This is a genomic window from Sphingomonas phyllosphaerae 5.2, assembly GCF_000419605.1.
In the GTDB taxonomy this organism is placed as follows: Bacteria; Pseudomonadota; Alphaproteobacteria; order Sphingomonadales; family Sphingomonadaceae; genus Sphingomonas; species Sphingomonas phyllosphaerae_B.
Window position 1 is genome coordinate 3,648,045 of record NZ_ATTI01000001.1, and the last position, 18,455, is coordinate 3,666,499.

An 18,455-nucleotide genomic window follows, 5' to 3' on the forward strand; every position below is an offset into this window, starting at 1 on the left:
TCGCCTCAGGCGGCCTGCGGAAGAGCCGCCTTCGCCTGCGCGATGATGGCGCTGAACGCCTCACCTTCGTGCATCGCGATGTCGGCCAGGACCTTCCGGTCCAGTTCAACGCCCGCCAGCTTCAGGCCGTGCATGAACTGCGAATAGGTCAGACCCTCCGCGCGGACACCGGCGTTGATGCGCTGGATCCACAGACCGCGGAAGGTGCGCTTCTTCACCTTGCGATCGCGATAGGCGTACTGGCCGGCCTTCTCGACCGCCTGACGGGCGACGCGGATCGTGTTCTTACGACGACCGCGATAGCCCTTGGCCTGTTCCAGGATGTTCTTGTGCTTGGCGCGAGTGGTTACGCCCCGCTTGACGCGTGCCATATGCTATTCCTCCTCGTCGCTCAGCTAAGGCCGTACGGTGCCCAGGCCTTCACCGCTGCGGTGTCGGCCTTCGACAGCACCTTGGTGCCGCGGTTCTGGCGGATGTACTTGCCGGTGTGATGCAACAGGCGGTGGCGCTTGCCGGCGACGCCGTGCTTCAGAAGGCCGGTGGCCGTTATCTTGAAGCGCTTCTTCACGCCACTCTTGGTCTTGAGCTTGGGCATTTTCATCCTTTCGGCTACGCGATTCGACTGAGACGGCCGCGGCAGCCCTCGATGGCCGGGCCGTCCGTATCCGCCGATCGCTCGGGAAGCGGGCCGCATAGCCGCGGTGCCTTCGAAATGCAATGCCGGCGAAATGCAACGCCGGGAACCGACACGACCACCCCGCGATTGTACCGCGATGGAAACGACCGCGCCCGCGCCGACCACTTCCCGCCGCACCCGGCGCAGGTGGCGGATCGCGCGCCGCATCGCGATCGGCGTGCTCGCCGGGCTGGCCGCGATCTGGCTGGTGCTGTTCATCACGAAGGGCCGCTTCCTGAAGCGCCCGTTCGAAAACATCGTCGGCGGACTGACCCATCGTCACGTGACAGTCGGCGGCGATTTCCAGCTGTATTTCGCACCGTTCAGGATCAAGTTCTACGCCGAGCGGCTGGCGATCGCCAACCCGGCGTGGGCGACCCGCCCGAACCTGTTCACCGCCGCGCGGATCGACACCCGCATCGCGCCGCTGTCGCTGGTGTTCGGAAAACGGCGGCTTTACTGGCTGGACCTGACCGACGGCGCCGTCGACCTGGAATGGAACCGTGCGCACGACCATAACAGCTGGACGTTCGGCGACGGCAAGGGCGGCAAGCCGCTGGACCTGCCGCGAATCGACCGTGCGACTGTGGTCGGGACGCAGGTGCGCTATCTCGACCCGCGTCTGCGGCTGCTGGCCGACGTCAAGCTCGACACGATCCGTTCGACGGACGCACGCATCGGGCAGGCGGTCGGGCTGAGCGGCGGCGGCCAGTTGCGCGCCACGCCCTTCTCGGTCGTGGCGCGGCTGCTGTCGCCCGATGCGACGGTTGCGCGCGGCAAGAACGAGCTGGTCCTGCGCGCGCGCGCCGCGGGCAATGTTCTTGACGTCGCCGGCACGCTCCCGAGCATCGCCGCGTTCGAGGACGTGCCGCTCGCCGTGCGCGCGCGCGGGCGGAATCTGGCGACGTTGCTGGAGGTGATTGGCGTCGCGATCCCCAACACCCGTCGCTACGATCTTCATGCGCAGCTGGTGCAGGACGGCCCCGATTACCGCTTCACGCGACTGCGCGGCACGTTCGGCGCCAGCGACGTCGCGGGGCGGCTGACGATCAGCAACAAGGAACGGCTGCATCTCGATTCGCAGCTGACCACGCGCCAGCTGGACATCGTCGATGCCGCGCCGTTCATCGGCTACAACCCCGATATCGTCGCGGAGAAAGGCGCGATAGCGGCCGCGGCCGCCACGGGTGCCGCACCGGCGCGGATCATGCCGGAGGCCGCGCTCCCGGTGGCGACGATGCAGCGTTTCGATGCCGACCTGAAATGGCATATCGACCGCGTCCGCTCGAAGCGGCTGCCGATCGCCGAGATCGACATGGTGCTCGACCTTGACCACGGACGTCTGGCGCTGTCGCCGCTGACGATGTCGATGGCGCGCGGCAACGTCGCCGCGGACACGATCTTCGATACGCGCCAACGGCCGAGCGCGGTCAGTTACGACATCCGGCTTGCGCCGACGCCGCTCGGGCGGCTGCTGGCGGGCTATGGGGTGGCCGAAGCGGGCACGACCGGCACCGTTCGCGGGCGCATCCAGTTGAAGGGGCGTGGTGACACGATCCACGATTCGCTGGCGTCGTCGAGTGGGCGGATCGCGTTCGTCATCCCGTCCGGAAGCATGTGGACGCGCAACGTCCAGCTTGCCGAGATCGACCTTGGCGTGTTCATCCAGAAGATGTTCGAGCAGGAACTGAAGGAGCCGGTGCGGCTCAACTGCGGGCTCGTTGCCTTTACCGTGCGCGACGGGATCGCGGCGACCGATCCGATCCTGTTCGACACGCAGAAGAACGTGATCCTGGGGCGCGGCGGGTTCAGCTTCCGGACCGAGGCGCTCGACCTAGCATTCCGCGCCGATGCCAAGAAGTTCAGCCTGTTTTCCGGGCAATCGCCGGTCGGGGTCGGAGGCTATTTCGCGGCGCCGTCCCTCAACGTGATCTCGCCGCAACTGGTGGCGCGCGCCGGGGTCGGGCTGGGGCTGGCGGTGGTCGCCACGCCGGTCGCGGCACTGCTCGCCTTCGTCGATCCGGGCGATGCGAAAGCGGCGCAATGCGGTCCGATCCTCGCCGGCAAGAACGCCGCGGCGCAACGCGACAAGAGCGGCAAGCCACGCACCGACGTCGGGAACGGCACGACCGACAAAGGCGCCGACAAGCCGCGCAAGAAGTTCCTCGGCATCTTCTGAGATGCGCGCGTTCGCCGCCCTTCTCGACGCGTTGATCTACACGCGGTCGCGCAATGCCAAGCTGAAGCTGATCGGCGATTATCTGCGCAGCACGCCCGACCCGGATCGCGGTTGGGCAATGGCGGCGTTGACCGGCGAGATGGACCTGCCGGGCGTCAAGCCGGCGGTGATCCGAGCGTTGGTCGAGTCGCGGGTCGATCCGGTGCTGTTCCGGATGAGCCGCGACTATGTCGGCGACACTGCCGAGACGGTGGCGCTGCTCTGGCCCGAGCCGGACGCGCCTCCCGCAGATGTAACGCCGCTGACCGTCGGGATGGCGGTCGACCGGCTGGCACACCTCTCGCGGTCCGATGCGCCAGCGGCACTCGCGACGATGCTCGACCGGCTCGACGCCGAGGAGCGGTTCGCCTTGCTGAAGATGGCGACCGGCGGCCTGCGCGTCGGCGTGTCGTCGCGGCTCGCCAAGCAGGCGCTCGCCGATGCGTTCGAGCTGGACGTCGAGGCCGTGGAGGAGGTGTGGCACGGGCTGGAGCCGCCCTACCCCACGCTGTTCGCCTGGGCGGAAGGTACCGGCGTGCAGCCGACCGCCGCCGACGTGCCGGTGTTCCGTCCGTTCATGCTCGCGCACCCGCTGGAGGATCTGCGCGTCAACCTGAAGGACTATGCCGCGGAATGGAAGTGGGACGGCATCCGCGTCCAGATCGTCCATGTCGCGGGTGAGACGCGGCTGTACAGCCGCACCGGCGATGACGTGACCCGCGCCTTCCCCGATGTCGCGACGGCGTTCGCCACGCCCGGCGTCGTCGACGGCGAGTTGATGGTGCGCGGCGATTTTCAAGGCGGGGAAGCGGGCAGCTTCAATGCGTTGCAGCAGCGGTTGGGGCGCAAGGTGGTGTCGGCGAAGATGCTGGCGGAGGCGCCGGCCTTCGTCCGCCTCTACGATATCTTGTTCGACGGCGACGAGGATCTGCGCACGCTGCCGTGGACCGCGCGGCGGGCGCGGCTGGAGGCGTTCTCCGCGCACCTCGATGCCGAGCGTTTCGATCTCAGCCGCGTCGTCGAGGCGGAGGACTTTACCGCGTTGGAAGGCATCCGCGCCGGTGCCCGCGACGCGGCGATCGAAGGGATGATGCTCAAGCGCCGCGATTCGCCGTATGTCGGGGGGCGGCGCGCCGGGCTCTGGTACAAATGGAAGCGCGATCCGCTGACCGCCGATTGCGTGATGATGTACGCACAGCGCGGCAACGGGCGACGGTCGAGCTGGTACAGCGACTATACCTTCGGATGCTGGACCGACGACGGCGAGCTGCTGCCGGTCGGCAAGGCCTATCAGGGGATCACCGACCAGGAGATCGCGCAGCTCGACCGCTTCGTGCGCCAGCATACGCTGAACCGCTTCGGGCCGGTGCGCGAGGTGGAAAAGACGATGGTGCTGGAGATCGCGTTCGATTCCATCCATGAATCGAAGCGTCACAAATCGGGCCTGGCAATGCGTTTCCCGCGAATCGCGCGCATCCGTACCGACAAGCCGGCCGCGGAGGCCGACACGCTCGCGGCGCTGCGGCGGCTGGTGACGTAGCGCGCCGCTTCTGGCAAAGCGCACGCCCATGAGCTTCAACACCTTCGGCCGCGTCTTCCGTTTCACCACCTGGGGCGAGAGCCACGGCCCGGCGCTGGGCGCAGTGGTGGACGGGTGCCCGCCGGGTATCGCCTTGAGCGAGGACGATATCCAGCCGTGGCTCGACCGTCGTCGGCCCGGCCAGTCGCGTTTCACCACGCAGCGCCGCGAACCCGACCAGGTCCGCATCCTGTCCGGCGTGTTCGAGGGCCGGACGACCGGCACGCCGATCAGCCTGATGATCGAGAACGTCGACCAGCGTTCGAAGGATTATTCCGACATCGCGCAGGCGTACCGCCCCGGCCACGCCGATTACGCCTATGACGCGAAATACGGGTTTCGCGACTATCGTGGCGGTGGGCGCTCGTCGGCGCGCGAGACGGCGGCGCGGGTCGCGGCGGGTGCGGTGGCGCGGATGACGATCCCTGGCGTGCGCGTCCGCGCGTGGGTGGAGGCGATCGGCGGCGACGCGATCAACCCCGCCGCGTTCGACGATGCGCAGATCGACCTGAACCCGTTCTTCTGCCCCGACGCCGCCGCCGCGGCGCGCTGGGAGGAAACAATGGACGCCGCGCGCAAGGCGGGGTCGTCGCTGGGCGCGGTGATCGCGTGCGAGGCGACCGGCGTGCCGGCCGGCTGGGGCGCACCTCTTTATGCCAAGCTGGACAGCGAACTGGCCGCGGCTTGCATGTCGATCAATGCGGTGAAGGGCGTCGAGATCGGTGACGGCTTCGCGGCCGCAGCGCTATCGGGCGAGCAGAATGCCGACCCGATGCGTCCCGGCGCCGACGGCACGCCCGATTTCCTTGCCAACCATGCCGGCGGGATCGCCGGCGGGATCGCCACCGGGCAGCCGATCCGCGTGCGCGTGGCGTTCAAGCCGACCAGCTCGATCCTGATCCCGGTCGCCAGCATCACGCGTGATGGCGCCGCGACCGAGGTGATGACGAAGGGTCGTCACGATCCGTGCGTCGGCATCCGCGGCGTGCCGGTGGTCGAAGCGATGGTCGCGCTGGTACTGGCCGATCAGGCGTTGCTTCATCGCGCCCAATGTGGCAGCATTTAACTAGGTGAACCATTTAGTCAGGAACGACGCTCACCGCGCTTCGTTGACGGACCATTCCATAAGGAGAGGTTCGATGCGTTCCTATATCGCGATCACGGCCGCTGCACTGCTGCTTCCTGCCGCCGCCATGGCACAGACCTCCGGCGGCGCCGGCGGTACGATGGGTGGCGGCACCGGCGGTGGAGCCGGTGGCACCATGGGCGGAACGATGGGTGGCACGATGGGCCAGCCCGGCGGCACCATGGGCCAGACCGGCCAGACCGGCGGCACGACGATGGACCCGATGACCACGTCGCCGCAGACCACCACGACGCCGAATGCGCAGACCGACCGTCAGTCGACGACGCGTAGTTCGCGCAAGACGCGCGACCGCAGCACCACGACGACCGGGCCGGATGCAGTGACCAATTCGCGCACGACGCTGGGCCAGCCGGCGCAAGGCCAGCCGACCGAGGCGACCAACACGCCGCCGGGACAGCTGCCGCAGGACGGTGCGGCCGGCACGACGATGCAGCCGGGACCGCAGCGCTGAGCTGACGACGCGCAGTGCGGGTGACAGCGCTGCCGTGTCCCGGATAAAGTGATGGACGCCGCATTTCTTACCGGAAGTGCGGCGTCCGTCGCGTTTGACGCGTATGCGATGGATGGGCGGGCAGTGACTTGCCAGTCTAGCGGAGCGGAGGCGCTTCATCGGTCGCCGCTGCGCAGAAAGCGTGCGCGATCCGCCGGCTGTTTCGCTATGCGCGGCGTGCCGGTTACGTCAGCTCCCGTGAGATCGCGGTCGCTCTTGCACGGACCGCCCAGGTTCGCCGCTCGTTCCGCCCGCGGGCAAACGGTGTTCCATCCATCAGCGTGGAGCTCGCTTCCTGATCGTGTCGGGGATCTGCCTTGGCATTGCCGATGAACACGCCGTCGGCATCGACGTGTTTACGGCGGAGAGACATGTAGTCGGTTTCCCGGCGCAGCGCCGTCGTTGCGAGCGTAGCGAAGCGAGCCAGAGCTTCATGCGAAACGCTCGATTGCTCCCTTCGGTTCGCAATAACGGGTGGACGGAGCAAATCGGCCCGAGCGCGGTGCCGCAGTTCGCCCGAACAGATGCATAATCGTCATTGGCGAACAGCCGGCCGCCGCCAAGCGTCAACTGTCGAGTCCACCCAGTGCACAGGCATCAGCCCGGCGTAGCGAGGTGGCGGGCCGCGCTGCATCGCGATCGAATCATCACACCTGCAGCGCCGCCCGCGCAGCCCAGCGCGTCAGTCCGCAAAGGGATCGCGGACCAGGATCGTGTCGGCGCGTTCTGGGCTGGTCGAGACCAGCGCCACCGGGCAGCGGATCAGTTCCTCGATGCGGCGGATGTACTTGATCGCCTGCGCCGGAAGCTCAGCCCAGCTGCGCGCGCCGGCAGTCGTTTCCTGCCACCCCTCCACCGTCTCGTATACCGGCTCGACCAATGCCTGGTCGGCGGCATGCGCCGGATAGTAATCGATAACCTGCCCGCGCAGGCGATAGCCGGTGCAGATCCGCACCTCCTCGAAGCCGTCGAGCACGTCGATCTTGGTCAGCGCGATGCCAGTGATCCCGCCGACCGCCGCCGATTGCCGCACCAACACGGCGTCGAACCAGCCGCAGCGGCGCTTGCGCCCGGTCACCGTGCCGAATTCATGTCCGCGCACGCCCAGCCGTTCGCCGGTGGCATCGTCCAGCTCGGTCGGGAACGGCCCGGAACCGACGCGCGTGGTGTACGCCTTCGCGATCCCGAGCACGAAGCCGACCGCCGCCGGCCCGAGCCCGGAGCCACCCGCGGCGCTGCCCGCGATCGTGTTCGAAGAGGTGACGAACGGATAAGTGCCGTGATCGATATCGAGCAGTACGCCTTGCGCGCCCTCGAACAGGATGCGCTTGCCGGCTTCCTTGGCGACGTTGAGGTCACGCCATACCGGGCGCGCGAATTGCAGCACGAAGCCGGCGATCTCGCGCAGTTCGGCGACCAGCGCCGCGCGATCGATCGGCGGCTCGCCGAAGCCGGCGCGCAGCGCGTCGTGGTGCGCGGTAAGGCGATCGAGCTGCGGGCCGAGGTCGTCCAGATGCGCAAGATCGCAGACGCGGATCGCGCGGCGGCCGACCTTGTCTTCATACGCCGGGCCGATGCCGCGCCGAGTGGTGCCGATCTTGCCCGCGCCGCTCGCATCCTCGCGCAGGCCGTCGAGGTCGCGGTGGAACGGCAGAATCAATGCACAATTGTCGGCGATGCGCAGCGTCTCCGGCGTGGCGGTGACGCCCTGCGCGCCGAGCCGCTCGATCTCCGCCTTCAACGCCCACGGATCGAGCACCACGCCGTTGCCGATCACCGACGGGGTGCCGCGCACGATGCCCGACGGCAGCAGCGAAAGCTTGTAGACGTTCTCGCCCACCACCAGCGTGTGCCCGGCGTTATGCCCGCCCTGAAAGCGGACGACCATGTCGGCGCGCTCGGCGAGCCAGTCGACGATCTTGCCCTTGCCCTCGTCGCCCCATTGCGCGCCGATGACTGCCACATTTGCCATGGATGCGATTCCCCGCCTGCCGCTGCGAACCCGCGCGCCCTTCGACAGGACTCGGCACGCGGGCGGTTCAGGAATGTCGGGGGCGCGGGTAGCGGGGCCGCGCTGCCGGGTCAACCATGGCCGGCGGTATGCGGCCGCGCGGTCGCGAGGGGAAGCAAGGGCAAGGTGACATGCACGACGATTAGCCACCACAGATTGCCGGTCAGCGCGTAACCGAGCGTGAACGCCAGCGCCGAACCGCCGCTGGCAACCAGTTTACGCCTGTCCCGAACACCGTGCGCCGCGGCGTAGGCGATGCTGGACAGGATCACGCCGGCAACCATCCCCACACGTGGGGTCAGGTAGAACAGCAGGTATCCGCGGTAGAGCACCTCCCATCCCACCCCGGCGGCGATCGCGGTAGCGACGTAGAGGCGGGTTTCGCCCGGCGTACGCGGCGCGATACCATCAAGCGGGTCGATCTCGCCGTTCACGGCCGAACGCCACGTGAGCCCGGCCGATGCGACAAGGACGAGTGCGGCGATGGCGACGCCGGTGAGGGCAGGCGTCGACATCGGGCGCGCCAGACCCAGCGCCATGATATTGCGATCTGCTATTCGCCAGTCGAGCGCAAGAAGCGCCAACAGGATGAGAATGACGCAGACCGTCGTCGCGTAACGCCGCGACACCGCTGGCTCGAAGGCGGACGGCTCGCGCTCACGCAACGCGGCCCGCGGGGATGCCGAAGAGCAGCAGGCTCGCCAGAACGTGATCGAGCAAGAATCCGCTCCACGGCACCAGGCGTCAGCTTACGTCGACGTTGATCTGGAAGCGCGCGCACGGCCTTCCGACGTCCCGTTTTCGCGCACGACCCCGTCGTGGCCGTGGAAGCCGGCGCCCGCGGTATAGAAGGTCTGGCCCCCGTCGACCTTCTGCCGGTCGCAGATCACGCGGGAGTTGGGGCGACGAAATCGGTGCAGACCTTCCTGGTCGGAAGATCGACCTGTTCGTAAGCCGGGGTGTCGAATCTTCCGCGACATGACAACACCACCTTTCCACAGGAGCTGCGGCGCATTTTTCGTCGCGCGCGTCGGGCGCAAACGGCGGCGTTGCCGGATCGCCACCTTGTCATACGGGGGCGCGGTGAGAGGTGCCGGCGCGTCTACAACGCGCGTGCCTCTCCTTCGACGTAGAGGTGCGTGCAGACCTGCGCCTCGGGCGTGTCGCCGCCGTCGAGCGCGGCGACCGTGACCCAGCCTTCGGCGCGCATCCGTGCCGCTTCGCGCGCGGGGGTGCCGAACGGGACGAACAGCCGACGACGGTCGCCCGCCGGTTGCTCGCCGACGAGCCGGTCGGCGTAGAGCGAGAAGCCGGTCGCGGCTTCTTCCGCGCCGCCTTCATGGACGACGGCGTAGGTGCCGCCGCGGCCGATCTCGGCGCTGGAGCTGCCGCCGAACAGCGAGAAGCCGAGCCAGGTCTGATATTCGAATCCGTGGCGTTCGGTTGGGTCAAGCGTCATCGCGACGCGGTCGCCCAGCGCATGCGCGATCGCCGCCAGTCCGTCGATGCGTGACGCCAGCACGCCGTCGCGATCGAATGCGCGGAGACGAGCGAGCGCCTGGTCGAACGGTCCGGCCGCTTCGATCAACGGCAGGTAATCGGGCGCGATCGCCGCGACCGCGCCGGCATCCTTGGCATCGAGCCGCTGGCGCAGATCGTCGAGCTGGCCCGCGGCGACGGGCAAAGCGCCGGCGGCGAGCGTGTCGACCAGATCCGGAAGCGTGAAGTCGATCGACGGCCGCGCGATGCCCGCCGCCGCCAGCGCGTCGATCGCCACGGTGACGACTTCCTGCGCAGCGGCGACCGAATCGAGCCCGAACAGCTCGGCACCGATCTGCCGCGTTTCACGTGCGGGCGAGAGCTGGCTGGCGCGCAGCTTCAGCACCGCGCCGGCATAGCTGAGCCGGACGGGACGCGGGTGGTGCCCCAGGCGCGTCGCGGCGATCCGCGCGACCTGCGCGGTCAGATCGGGGCGAACGGCAAGCGTGCGCTGTGACACCGGATCGACGAAGCGCACCGCATCGTGGAGCGCGCCGGCCTTCAGCCGCGTACCGAGCGCTTCCGCGAATTCGGCGAGCGGCGGATCGACCCGCTCGTAGCCGTGCGCATGGATCGCAGCGAGCACGCGCGATTCGATCGCGGCGGCGGCATCGGCGAAGGGTGGCAGGCGGTCGCGGAGACCTTCGGGGAGAAGCGCGGTCATGCCAGCCCTCTGCCGTGCCGACAGAGGGCTGACAACCATCAGAACGACAGGCCCATCGCGGTCTTGACGCCCGGCAGCGCCTTGACCCCGGCGAGCAGCTCCGCATCGACCGGCTCATCGACGCTGAGCAGCAGCACCGCCTCGCCGCCGGTATCGCGGCGACCGAGGTGGAAGGTGCCGATGTTGACGCCCTTCTCACCCAGCAGCGTGCCGATGCGGCCGATGAAGCCGGGCGCATCCTCGTTGACGACGTAGAGCATCGCGCCGGTCAGATCGGCCTCGACCTTGATCCCGAACAGTTCGACCAGCCGCGGCGCGCTGTCGCCGAACAGCGTGCCCGCCACCGAACGCTCGCCATCGGCGGTGCGGACCGCGACACGGATCAGCGTGTGGTAATCGCCCTCACGCTCGGTGCGGATCTCGCGCACCTCCATGCCGCGCTCGCGCGCCAGCACCGGCGCGTTGACCATGTTCACGGTGTCGGTCTGCTGGCGCAGGAAGCCGGTCAGCACCGCGCTGGTCACCGGCTTGGGATTGAGGTCCGCCGCGGCGCCCTCGCGGTGGATCGACACGCGATCGATCGCGCCGGTGGCGAGCTGGCCGACCAGCGACCCGAGCTTCTCCGCCAGCCCCATGTACGGACGCAGCTTGGGCGCTTCCTCGGCGGACAGGCTGGGGACGTTGAGCGCGTTGGTCACGCCGCCAGACACGAGATAATCGGCCATCTGCTCGGCGACCTGGATCGCGACATTGACCTGCGCCTCGGTGGTCGAGGCGCCGAGGTGCGGGGTCGAGATGAAGTTGGGCGTGCCGAACAGCGGGCTGTCCTTCGCCGGCTCGGTCACGAACACGTCGAGCGCGGCGCCGGCGATGTGGCCCGAATCAAGCCCTTCCTTGAGCGCCGCCTCGTCGATCAGCCCGCCGCGTGCGCAATTGACGATCCGGACGCCCTTCTTCGTCTTCGCCAGATTCTCGGACGACAGGATGTTGCGGGTCTGATCGGTCAGCGGCGTGTGGAGCGTGATGAAGTCGGCGCGCGCCAGCAGTTCGTCGAGCGTCACCTTGGCCACGCCCATCTCGACCGCGCGTTCCTCGGTGAGGAACGGGTCGTAAGCGACGACCTTCATCTTAAGCCCCAGCGCGCGGTCCGCGACGATCGAGCCGATGTTGCCGGCACCGATCAACCCGAGCGTCTTGGCGGTCATCTCGACCCCCATGAAGCGGTTCTTCTCCCACTTCCCGGCCTGCGTCGATGCGTCCGCCTCCGGCAACTGGCGAGCGAGCGCGAACATCAACGCGATGGCATGCTCGGCAGTGGTGATCGAATTGCCGAACGGCGTGTTCATCACGACCACGCCCTTCGACGAGGCGGCGGGGATGTCGACGTTGTCGACGCCGATTCCGGCGCGTCCGACCACCTTCAGGTTAGTGGCATGATCGAGGATGTCCCTGGTGACCTTGGTCGAGCTACGGATCGCAAGGCCGTCATAGTCGCCGATGATCGCCTTCAGCTCGTCGGGGGTCTTGCCGGTGATCTCGTCCACCTCGACGCCGCGTTCGCGGAAGATCTCGGCAGCGCGGGGGTCCATCTTGTCGGAAATCAGTACCTTGGGCATGACGAATTGCTCCTCGTGCAATTCGTCATCCCGACGAAAGTCAGGATCTTGGGCCGCAGACGTGTGCGACGGGAGATCCCGGCCTTCGCTGGGATGACGTGAAATTGGGGGTTAGTTGGCGGCCTTCGCGGTGGAATACGCCCAGTCGAGCCACGGTCCGAGCGCCTCGATATCGGCCGTGTCGACGGTGGCGCCGCACCAGATGCGCAGCCCCGGCGGCGCGTCGCGATAACCGCCGATGTCGAACGCCGCGCCCTCCGCTTCCAGCAGCGACACCAGCTTCTTGATGACCGCCTCGTCGGCGTCGACCGTCAGGCACACGCTGGTTTTCGAACGCGACGCCGCGTCCTCCGCGAGGTGCCCGAGCCAGTCCCGCTCGGCGACGATCCGGTCCAGCGCCGCGGCATTGGCGTCGGAGCGCGCGATCAACCCACGCTCTCCGAGACCCCTGGCCCATTCGAGCCCCCAGATCGCGTCCTCGACCGCCAGCATCGACGGCGTGTTGATCGTCTCGCCCTTGAACACGCCCTCGGTAAGCTTGCCCTTCGAAACGAGCCGGAAGACCTTCGGCAACGGCCACGCCGGGGTGTAGCTTTCCAGCCGCTCGACCGCGCGCGGACCGAGGATCAGCACACCGTGCCCGCCCTCGCCGCCCAGCACCTTCTGCCAGCTGAACGTGGCGACGTCGATCTTGTCCCATGGCAAGTCGTAGGCGAACACGCCCGACGTTGCGTCGGCGAAGCTCAGCCCGGCGCGATCGTCGGGGATCCAGTCGCCGTTCGGCACGCGCACGCCGCTGGTCGTGCCGTTCCAGGTGAACAGCACGTCGTTCGACCAGTCGAACTGGTGAAGGTCGGGAAGCTGCCCGTAATCGGCGCGGATCACGGTGGGATCGATCTTCAACTGCTTGACCGCATCGGTCACCCAGCCCTCGCCGAAGCTCTCCCACGCCAGCGCGGTGACTGGGCGCGCGCCGAGCATGGTCCACATCGCCATCTCGAACGCGCCGGTATCGGAGCCGGGGACGATGCCGATGCGGTGCGTGTCAGGGAGATTCAGCAATTCGCGCATCAGATCGATGCAATATTGCAGGCGCTGCTTGCCCAGCTTCGAACGATGCGAACGCCCGAGAACGTCGATAGCCAGCTTGGCGGGATCGTAGCCGGGCGGCTTGGCGCACGGACCGGACGAAAAATGCGGACGCGCCGGCTTCGTGGCGGGTTTCGCGGGCGCAATGGTGGCGTCGGCGGCAGTCAAATCAGTCATTTCAGACTCTCCTCACAGAGAGCACGCGCGGCGTTGGGACCGCGTGGCCCGTCGACGGCCCTAGCGGCGCAACCGGGCGATGGCAACATAGATTATCGGGCCGCCGCGCCAGCGACTCCCTTCGTCACCGCGCGCTTGCCCCGCGCATTCGACTGCCGCACATCCGGGGCATGCGGGGCTGGACGACGGGTGGACGCGGGATTGCGACAACGGCGGGATTGCTGGCGCTCGCCGCGTGTGGACGGAGCGAGCGGCCAACCGCGCCGGCGCAGCGCGCGCGCGTAGAGATGCCGTCGGTGCGCGAGACGAATCGCTGCTTTGCGGACCTCCGCGCACTGGGGGTCGACTTCCAGCCGTTGCCCGACAAGGATTCCGGCGGCGGATGCGCACTGGTCGGCACGGTCAAGCTACTCGACATCGGGGTGCCGACGGCCAATCTCGGTGCGATCCGTTGCGGGCAGGCGCGCGCGTTCGCGGGCTGGGCGCGCAACGGCGTGGCACCAGCCGCCTATCAGATCCTGGGCTCCGAGCTGTCACGGATCGTCAGCATGGGAAGCTACGCCTGTCGCAACACCGTCGGCACCAGCGGGCCCGCGCGCCGATCCGGCCATGCGATCGCCAATGCGATCGACATCGGCGCGTTCGAGCTGAAGGATGGACGGCGGATCTCGATCCTGCGCGACTGGAACGCCGCCGACCCCGACGTGCGGCGATTCCTGCGCACCGTCCACACATCGGCATGCCGGCGCTTCGGCACCGTGCTGTCACCCGACTATAACGCCGTGCACCGCGATCACCTCCATCTCGAGGACGACCACGCGCGCTTCTGCCGCTGAGCTTGCGACTGTAAGAATCGCGTTCTATCCCGCGAGGAATGACTGACACCCGCGTACCGAGCCGCGTCTTTCCGCGCGCCAAGCAGGATGCCGAGGTCGCCAAGACCAGCATCTCCACCCCGCAGACCGAGAGCCCGGCCTATTCGCTGGCCTTCCAGGACATGGATTTCCTGCTGCGCGAAGACCTGCGCCCGGTGCGCTTCCAGCTGGAACTGCTCAAGACGCAGCTGATCCTCGACCAGGCGCATATCGGTTCGACGTTCGTCTTCTACGGATCCGCACGCATCCCGGAACCGGCCAAGGCGCAAGCGCTGCTCGACCTCGCCACCGACGAGAAGAGCCGCCGCATCGCCGAGCGGCTGGTCGCCAAGAGCAAATATTACGACATGGCGCGCGAGCTGGCGCAGATGTGCTCGAACTTCCCGCGCGACGCGGCGGGCAAGCGGCATTTCGTGGTGTGTTCGGGCGGCGGCCCATCGATCATGGAAGCGGCGAACCGTGGCGCGGCCGACGTCCATGCCGAATCGATCGGGCTGAACATCGTCCTGCCGCATGAACAGGCGCCCAACCCCTACGTTACGCCGGCGTTGAGCACGCAATTCCACTATTTCGCGCTGCGCAAGATGCACTTCCTGCTCCACGCGCGCGCCCTCGCGGCATTCCCGGGCGGTTTCGGGACGTTCGACGAGCTGTTCGAGCTGCTGACGCTGATCCAGACCGGCAAGATCGAGCCAATGCCGGTGCTGCTGTTCGGCCGTGAATTCTGGGAGCGGGTCGTCAATTTCGAGGCGCTGGTCGAGGAAGGCGTGGTGTCGGAGCGCGACCTGGGCATCTTCCGCTATGTCGAGAGCGCGGCGGAAGGCTGGGCGGTGGTTCAGCAATTCTATCGCGACCGGCAGGCGCGCCGCGAGGCGGACGGGAAGTAGGGGCGAACGTACGCGGGCAGCGAACCGACGCTTGCGTCGGTGCGCTCCTCGCGTTGATGCGCGTCGTGCCAGACTTGATCCGGGACCTTGCTAGCCAGCGGCGGCGGCAGACGCACGGCGCACGGCGCACGGCGCACGGCGGGGGTGATGTCACCCGAACACGAAAGAGGCTGCTTGAAGCCCGCGGCCGAACTATCCGATCGGCACGGCCTTATCGAGGGTGTGAGCGGAAGGCGCACTACGCGTCGTTCGGGACGGGCGCGGCCGTGCGGGACGGTCAGGCTTCGACCGGCTCCGGTTGGCGGACGATCACCGCGGGCTCACGCTGCATCAGCGGCGGCATGCCGAGGCGACGGATGTCGACGGCCGTCAGCCGGTTGAGCACGACCGCGCTGAAACGACGGTCGCGCGTCTCGATCAGAATGCCGCCGTCGATCGTGCGCAGCATCGGCCATTCCACCTTGCACGCGCGAACCTTGCTGCCCTGCGCGACCACGACGGCGAGCCGCCCGTGGCGATCGATCGTCAGCGCCGCGTGGCCGTCGTCGCCGACCGCGGCATCGAACGCGACGAAGCCCGGCAGCACCTCGGCCACCGCGGCGATCGCTTCTTCGACCGTGTCGATCCGTCGCTCCGCCCGGCCGAAGCCGAACAGTGCCGCCAGCCGCATCGCCGCCGCCTCAGCCTGCGCGCGCCACCGCGTCCATCGCCGGGCGCAGCCCGCCGAGGTCGTAGCCGGCCTGCGCCGCCTTTGCGGCCACAACGTCGGCATCGTCGCCACCGGCTGCGCGCGCCAGCGCCCACAGGTTGCACGAGCGCGTGCCGGAGCGGCAATAAGCGAGCACCGGACCGTCCGCTGCGGCAAGCGCCGCCGCCATCGCATCCACCTGCGCGCGCGAGAAGCCGCCGGGCGCGATCGGGATCGCGGTGTAGGCGAGCCCGGCAGCCTCCGCCGCCAGGCGGATCGCGTCGCCTTCCGGCTGTCCGCGCTCCTCGCCGTCCGGGCGATTGTTGACGATCGCGACATAACCGGCGGCGGCGATCGCGGGAACATCGTCAGGGGTGATCTGCGGGGCGACCGCGATCGTCTCATCCAGGGGGCGAAGCATGGCCGGACCCTAGCGGAACCCGCGCGCGCCGTCAGCCGGAAACGTATCAGCCGTGGCTGCGCAGCGCGTCGAGGAACGCCTGTCCATAAGCGTCGAGCTTACGCTGCCCGATGCCGGCGATCCGCCCCAGCGCGGCGAGCGAGGTGGGCCGAAGCGATGCCATCTCGCGCAACGCGGAATCGTGGAAGATGACGTATGGCGGCACGCCGGCCTCCTTGGCCAGTTCGCGCCGGGTGACGCGCAGCGCCTCGAACAACGGATCGTCGACCGGATTGTCGGCCGCGCTGCCGCGCCGCCGCCGCTCGCGCCGGGGTGGTTCGACCAGCGACAGCACCGATTCGCCTTTCAGCAGCGCGCGGGCGGCGGGGCCGAATTCCAGTCCACCGTGCGCATTGGTCCGCAGCGCATCCTTGAGCAGCAGCGCCCGGCCGACCGGCTTGAGCATCGCAAGTTCCGCACCCTCGACGATGTTCCAGACCGACAGTGCCTCATGCCCGTTCATCAGGCTGCGTTCGCTCGACTTACCGGTCAGTACCTCCTCGATATAGGTCGCGCCGAACATCTGCCCGGTGCGGAACACCGCGGACAGGAACTTGCGCGCCGTCTCGGTGGCATCGATCGCGGCGGGGGGCGACAGGCAATTGTCGCAATTGCCGCATGTCTCCGGCGGGTGCTCGCCAAAGTGACGAAGCAGGATCGCGCGGCGACATCCCGCAGTTTCGACCAGCGCGCCAAGCGAGGTCAGCCGCTGGCGCTCGCCGGGCTGGCGCGCTTGCTCGACCTCGGCGATCCGCTGGCGCGCACGCGCGAAATCCTCGGCGCCCCAGAAGAGGTGTGCGACGGCCGGGTCGCCGTCGCGACCGGCGCGACCGGTCTCCTGGTAATAGGCCTCGATCGACTTCGGCAGCCCGGCATGCGCGACGAAGCGGACGTCGGGCTTGTCGATGCCCATGCCGAACGCGACCGTCGCGCACATGATCATGTCCTCGGACGCGACGAAATCGGCCTGGTTCCGCGCCCGCACCGCCGGATCCAGCCCGGCGTGATAGGCACGCACCGGGCGACCGGTGATCTGCGCCAGCTGCGCAGCGAGCTTCTCGGTGGCGGCGCGGGTCTGGACGTAGACGATGCCCGGTCCGGGCGTGTCGCGCACGACGTCCGCGATCTGGCGCGTGCTGTTGTCCTTCGGGCGGATAGCGTAGCGGATGTTCGGGCGATCGAAGCCGGCGACGATCATCCCCTCGTGCGGGATGCCGAGCTGTTCGAGGATGTCGGCGCGGGTGTGCGCGTCGGCGGTGGCCGTCAGCGCGAGTCGCGGCACGTCCGCGAACGTATCAAGCAGCGGGCGCAGCAATCGGTAGTCAGGGCGGAAATCATGCCCCCACTCGCTGACGCAATGCGCCTCGTCGATCGCGAACAGTGCCGGGCGGCCGCGCGTCAGCAGGTCTCGGAACTCCGCGGTGGAAGCGCGTTCCGGCGCGACATAGAGCAGGTCGAGCTCACCATCCAGGTAGCGGCCGCGCGTCTCGGCGCGGTTTTCATCGACGCTGGTGAGCGTCGCGGCCCGCAACCCCACGGCGGTGGCGGCGCGCAGCTGGTCGTGCATCAGTGCGATCAGCGGGCTGACGACGACGCACGTGCCGTCCAGCATCGCGGACGGCAACTGGTAGCACAGCGACTTGCCCGCGCCGGTCGGCATCACCGCCAGCGTACGCTCACCCGCCAGCACGCGCGTCACCACCTGCTCCTGCACGCCGCGGAACGCCGGGAAGCCGAAGATGCGGTGAAGGTCGGGAAGCGGATCGAGCGCCATGTGCGCGGCTGCACCTAGGCGTGCGGTGGCGCGCGCGCAACCACGCCTGCGGAACGCGGGCGGCGGTGGCGCGTAGTGCGCAGACCTTGTCCAGCGAAAGATCGCGATGCGCGTCCGGCCCAATCTCGCCCTGTTCACCTTCGCCACCGCCACGATCCTGACCGGGTGCGAGCGCCGCACGCCGGAGAGCGAGAACCGCGCGGACACTAACCGCCCGATCGCGCCCGCCGCGAGAGGCGTCGACGCGCCGCCCGAAGCGCCGGCAGCGCCACGATGAGCGTCGAACGCGTCCGCGACAACCGCTCCGAACAGGAGTTCACGCTGGCGGTCGGCAACTATCGCGCCGTCGCGGCCTATCAGCTGGAGGGCGACACGATCGTCTTCACCCACACGCTGGTGCCGCCGGAGATCGAGGGGCGCGGTGTGGGAAGCAAGTTGATTGGCGGGGCGCTGGATCTGGTGCGCGACCGCGGACTGAGGGTCGTGCCGCAATGCCCGTTCGTGCGGGCGTATATAGAGAAGCACCCCGAGATGCGGGACTTGCTGGCGTAGGTCGCCGATCGTC

General features: G+C 68.4%; 18 protein-coding genes. 8 read left to right on the plus strand and 10 right to left on the minus strand.

What is annotated here, in order from left to right; translation table 11 throughout:
• Nucleotides 1–5: 5 nt before the first annotated feature.
• Nucleotides 6–371 carry a 50S ribosomal protein L20 gene (rplT, locus tag SPHPHY_RS0117385; RefSeq protein ID WP_022687966.1) on the minus strand — a complete coding sequence of 122 codons (366 nt, stop codon included), beginning with the start codon at nucleotides 369–371 and terminating at the stop codon, nucleotides 6–8.
• A 20-nt stretch (nucleotides 372–391) separates the two neighbouring features.
• Nucleotides 392–595: a 50S ribosomal protein L35 gene (rpmI, locus tag SPHPHY_RS0117390; protein WP_022687967.1), complete on the minus strand. Its 204-nt coding sequence runs from the start codon at nucleotides 593–595 to the stop codon at nucleotides 392–394.
• A 178-nt stretch (nucleotides 596–773) separates the two neighbouring features.
• Here rpmI and SPHPHY_RS0117395 point away from each other — a divergent pair, with 178 nt between their 5' ends.
• The 4 genes from SPHPHY_RS0117395 to SPHPHY_RS0117410 all read left to right on the plus strand — a co-directional run bounded on the left by SPHPHY_RS0117395 (nucleotide 774) and on the right by SPHPHY_RS0117410 (nucleotide 6,071).
• Nucleotides 774–2,855, plus strand: a complete 2,082-nt coding sequence (locus SPHPHY_RS0117395; protein WP_022687968.1) for an AsmA family protein — start codon at nucleotides 774–776, stop codon at nucleotides 2,853–2,855.
• Nucleotide 2,856: 1 nt separating this feature from the next.
• Nucleotides 2,857–4,434 carry a cisplatin damage response ATP-dependent DNA ligase gene (locus SPHPHY_RS0117400; RefSeq protein WP_022687969.1) on the plus strand — a complete coding sequence of 526 codons (1,578 nt, stop codon included), beginning with the start codon at nucleotides 2,857–2,859 and terminating at the stop codon, nucleotides 4,432–4,434.
• Nucleotides 4,435–4,462: 28 nt separating this feature from the next.
• Entirely contained in the window at nucleotides 4,463–5,539 is a 1,077-nt protein-coding gene (aroC, locus tag SPHPHY_RS0117405) for a chorismate synthase (RefSeq protein WP_022687970.1), read from the plus strand.
• 73 nt (nucleotides 5,540–5,612) lie between these two features.
• A complete protein-coding gene (locus SPHPHY_RS0117410) occupies nucleotides 5,613–6,071 on the plus strand; it encodes a hypothetical protein (RefSeq protein ID WP_022687971.1) in 459 nt (152 codons plus the stop codon).
• Between the two features lie 721 nt (nucleotides 6,072–6,792).
• Here the strand turns inward: SPHPHY_RS0117410 and SPHPHY_RS0117415 are convergent.
• The 5 genes from SPHPHY_RS0117415 to SPHPHY_RS0117445 form a co-directional block, all read right to left on the minus strand.
• Nucleotides 6,793–8,082, minus strand: coding sequence for an adenylosuccinate synthase (locus tag SPHPHY_RS0117415; protein WP_022687972.1), 1,290 nt, complete (start codon nucleotides 8,080–8,082; stop codon nucleotides 6,793–6,795).
• A 110-nt stretch (nucleotides 8,083–8,192) separates the two neighbouring features.
• Complete coding sequence (locus tag SPHPHY_RS0117420) at nucleotides 8,193–8,786, minus strand: CPBP family intramembrane glutamic endopeptidase (RefSeq protein WP_156025130.1); 594 nt, start codon at nucleotides 8,784–8,786, stop codon at nucleotides 8,193–8,195.
• 437 nt (nucleotides 8,787–9,223) lie between these two features.
• Complete coding sequence (locus SPHPHY_RS0117435; protein ID WP_022687975.1) at nucleotides 9,224–10,324, minus strand: ATP phosphoribosyltransferase regulatory subunit; 1,101 nt, start codon at nucleotides 10,322–10,324, stop codon at nucleotides 9,224–9,226.
• A gap of 38 nt (nucleotides 10,325–10,362) precedes the next feature.
• The gene (gene serA / locus SPHPHY_RS0117440) at nucleotides 10,363–11,940 is read right to left on the minus strand and encodes a phosphoglycerate dehydrogenase (protein ID WP_028057080.1); all 1,578 of its coding nucleotides are present in this window, start codon (nucleotides 11,938–11,940) and stop codon (nucleotides 10,363–10,365) included.
• A gap of 111 nt (nucleotides 11,941–12,051) precedes the next feature.
• Nucleotides 12,052–13,206, minus strand: a complete 1,155-nt coding sequence (locus tag SPHPHY_RS0117445) for a phosphoserine transaminase (RefSeq protein WP_022687977.1) — start codon at nucleotides 13,204–13,206, stop codon at nucleotides 12,052–12,054.
• Between the two features lie 296 nt (nucleotides 13,207–13,502).
• Between SPHPHY_RS0117445 and SPHPHY_RS0117450 the strand changes: the two genes are divergently transcribed.
• Complete coding sequence (locus tag SPHPHY_RS0117450; RefSeq protein WP_231370452.1) at nucleotides 13,503–14,042, plus strand: extensin family protein; 540 nt, start codon at nucleotides 13,503–13,505, stop codon at nucleotides 14,040–14,042.
• 38 nt (nucleotides 14,043–14,080) lie between these two features.
• Nucleotides 14,081–14,968: an LOG family protein gene (locus SPHPHY_RS0117455; RefSeq protein WP_022687979.1), complete on the plus strand. Its 888-nt coding sequence runs from the start codon at nucleotides 14,081–14,083 to the stop codon at nucleotides 14,966–14,968.
• A 277-nt stretch (nucleotides 14,969–15,245) separates the two neighbouring features.
• Here the strand turns inward: SPHPHY_RS0117455 and SPHPHY_RS21070 are convergent, their stop codons facing one another.
• The 3 genes from SPHPHY_RS21070 to recQ are packed head-to-tail and all read right to left on the minus strand — an operon-like array spanning nucleotide 15,246 to nucleotide 17,890.
• On the minus strand, nucleotides 15,246–15,638 hold the full coding sequence (locus SPHPHY_RS21070) for a hypothetical protein (protein WP_022687980.1): 393 nt from the start codon (nucleotides 15,636–15,638) through the stop codon (nucleotides 15,246–15,248).
• A 10-nt stretch (nucleotides 15,639–15,648) separates the two neighbouring features.
• Nucleotides 15,649–16,077 (minus strand): TIGR01244 family sulfur transferase, encoded by a 429-nt coding sequence (locus tag SPHPHY_RS0117465; RefSeq protein ID WP_022687981.1) that lies wholly within the window; start codon nucleotides 16,075–16,077, stop codon nucleotides 15,649–15,651.
• A 46-nt stretch (nucleotides 16,078–16,123) separates the two neighbouring features.
• Nucleotides 16,124–17,890 (minus strand): DNA helicase RecQ, encoded by a 1,767-nt coding sequence (recQ, locus tag SPHPHY_RS0117470; RefSeq protein WP_022687982.1) that lies wholly within the window; start codon nucleotides 17,888–17,890, stop codon nucleotides 16,124–16,126.
• Between the two features lie 106 nt (nucleotides 17,891–17,996).
• Between recQ and SPHPHY_RS22095 the strand changes: the two genes are divergently transcribed.
• On the plus strand, nucleotides 17,997–18,167 hold the full coding sequence (locus tag SPHPHY_RS22095; RefSeq protein WP_022687983.1) for a hypothetical protein: 171 nt from the start codon (nucleotides 17,997–17,999) through the stop codon (nucleotides 18,165–18,167).
• Nucleotides 18,164–18,442, plus strand: coding sequence for a GNAT family N-acetyltransferase (locus SPHPHY_RS0117480; RefSeq protein WP_022687984.1), 279 nt, complete (start codon nucleotides 18,164–18,166; stop codon nucleotides 18,440–18,442). Before SPHPHY_RS22095 ends, SPHPHY_RS0117480 begins: the two co-directional genes overlap by 4 nt.
• The last annotated feature ends 13 nt before the right edge of the window (nucleotides 18,443–18,455 follow it).

Bases quoted from the DNA above. Each gene is read 5' to 3' on its own strand.
- rplT (WP_022687966.1), bottom strand. From the start codon at position 371: ATGGCACGCGTCAAGCGGGGCGTAACCACTCGCGCCAAGCACAAGAAC.
- rpmI (WP_022687967.1), bottom strand. From the start codon at position 595: ATGCCCAAGCTCAAGACCAAGAGTGGCGTGAAGAAGCGCTTCAAGATA.
- SPHPHY_RS0117395 (WP_022687968.1), top strand. From the start codon at position 774: ATGGAAACGACCGCGCCCGCGCCGACCACTTCCCGCCGCACCCGGCGC.
- SPHPHY_RS0117400 (WP_022687969.1), top strand. From the start codon at position 2,857: ATGCGCGCGTTCGCCGCCCTTCTCGACGCGTTGATCTACACGCGGTCG.
- aroC (WP_022687970.1), top strand. From the start codon at position 4,463: ATGAGCTTCAACACCTTCGGCCGCGTCTTCCGTTTCACCACCTGGGGC.
- SPHPHY_RS0117410 (WP_022687971.1), top strand. From the start codon at position 5,613: ATGCGTTCCTATATCGCGATCACGGCCGCTGCACTGCTGCTTCCTGCC.
- SPHPHY_RS0117415 (WP_022687972.1), bottom strand. From the start codon at position 8,082: ATGGCAAATGTGGCAGTCATCGGCGCGCAATGGGGCGACGAGGGCAAG.
- SPHPHY_RS0117435 (WP_022687975.1), bottom strand. From the start codon at position 10,324: ATGACCGCGCTTCTCCCCGAAGGTCTCCGCGACCGCCTGCCACCCTTC.
- serA (WP_028057080.1), bottom strand. From the start codon at position 11,940: ATGCCCAAGGTACTGATTTCCGACAAGATGGACCCCCGCGCTGCCGAG.
- SPHPHY_RS0117445 (WP_022687977.1), bottom strand. From the start codon at position 13,206: ATGACTGATTTGACTGCCGCCGACGCCACCATTGCGCCCGCGAAACCC.
- SPHPHY_RS0117455 (WP_022687979.1), top strand. From the start codon at position 14,081: ATGACTGACACCCGCGTACCGAGCCGCGTCTTTCCGCGCGCCAAGCAG.
- SPHPHY_RS21070 (WP_022687980.1), bottom strand. From the start codon at position 15,638: ATGCGGCTGGCGGCACTGTTCGGCTTCGGCCGGGCGGAGCGACGGATC.
- SPHPHY_RS0117465 (WP_022687981.1), bottom strand. From the start codon at position 16,077: ATGCTTCGCCCCCTGGATGAGACGATCGCGGTCGCCCCGCAGATCACC.
- recQ (WP_022687982.1), bottom strand. From the start codon at position 17,890: ATGGCGCTCGATCCGCTTCCCGACCTTCACCGCATCTTCGGCTTCCCG.
- SPHPHY_RS22095 (WP_022687983.1), top strand. From the start codon at position 17,997: ATGCGCGTCCGGCCCAATCTCGCCCTGTTCACCTTCGCCACCGCCACG.
- SPHPHY_RS0117480 (WP_022687984.1), top strand. From the start codon at position 18,164: ATGAGCGTCGAACGCGTCCGCGACAACCGCTCCGAACAGGAGTTCACG.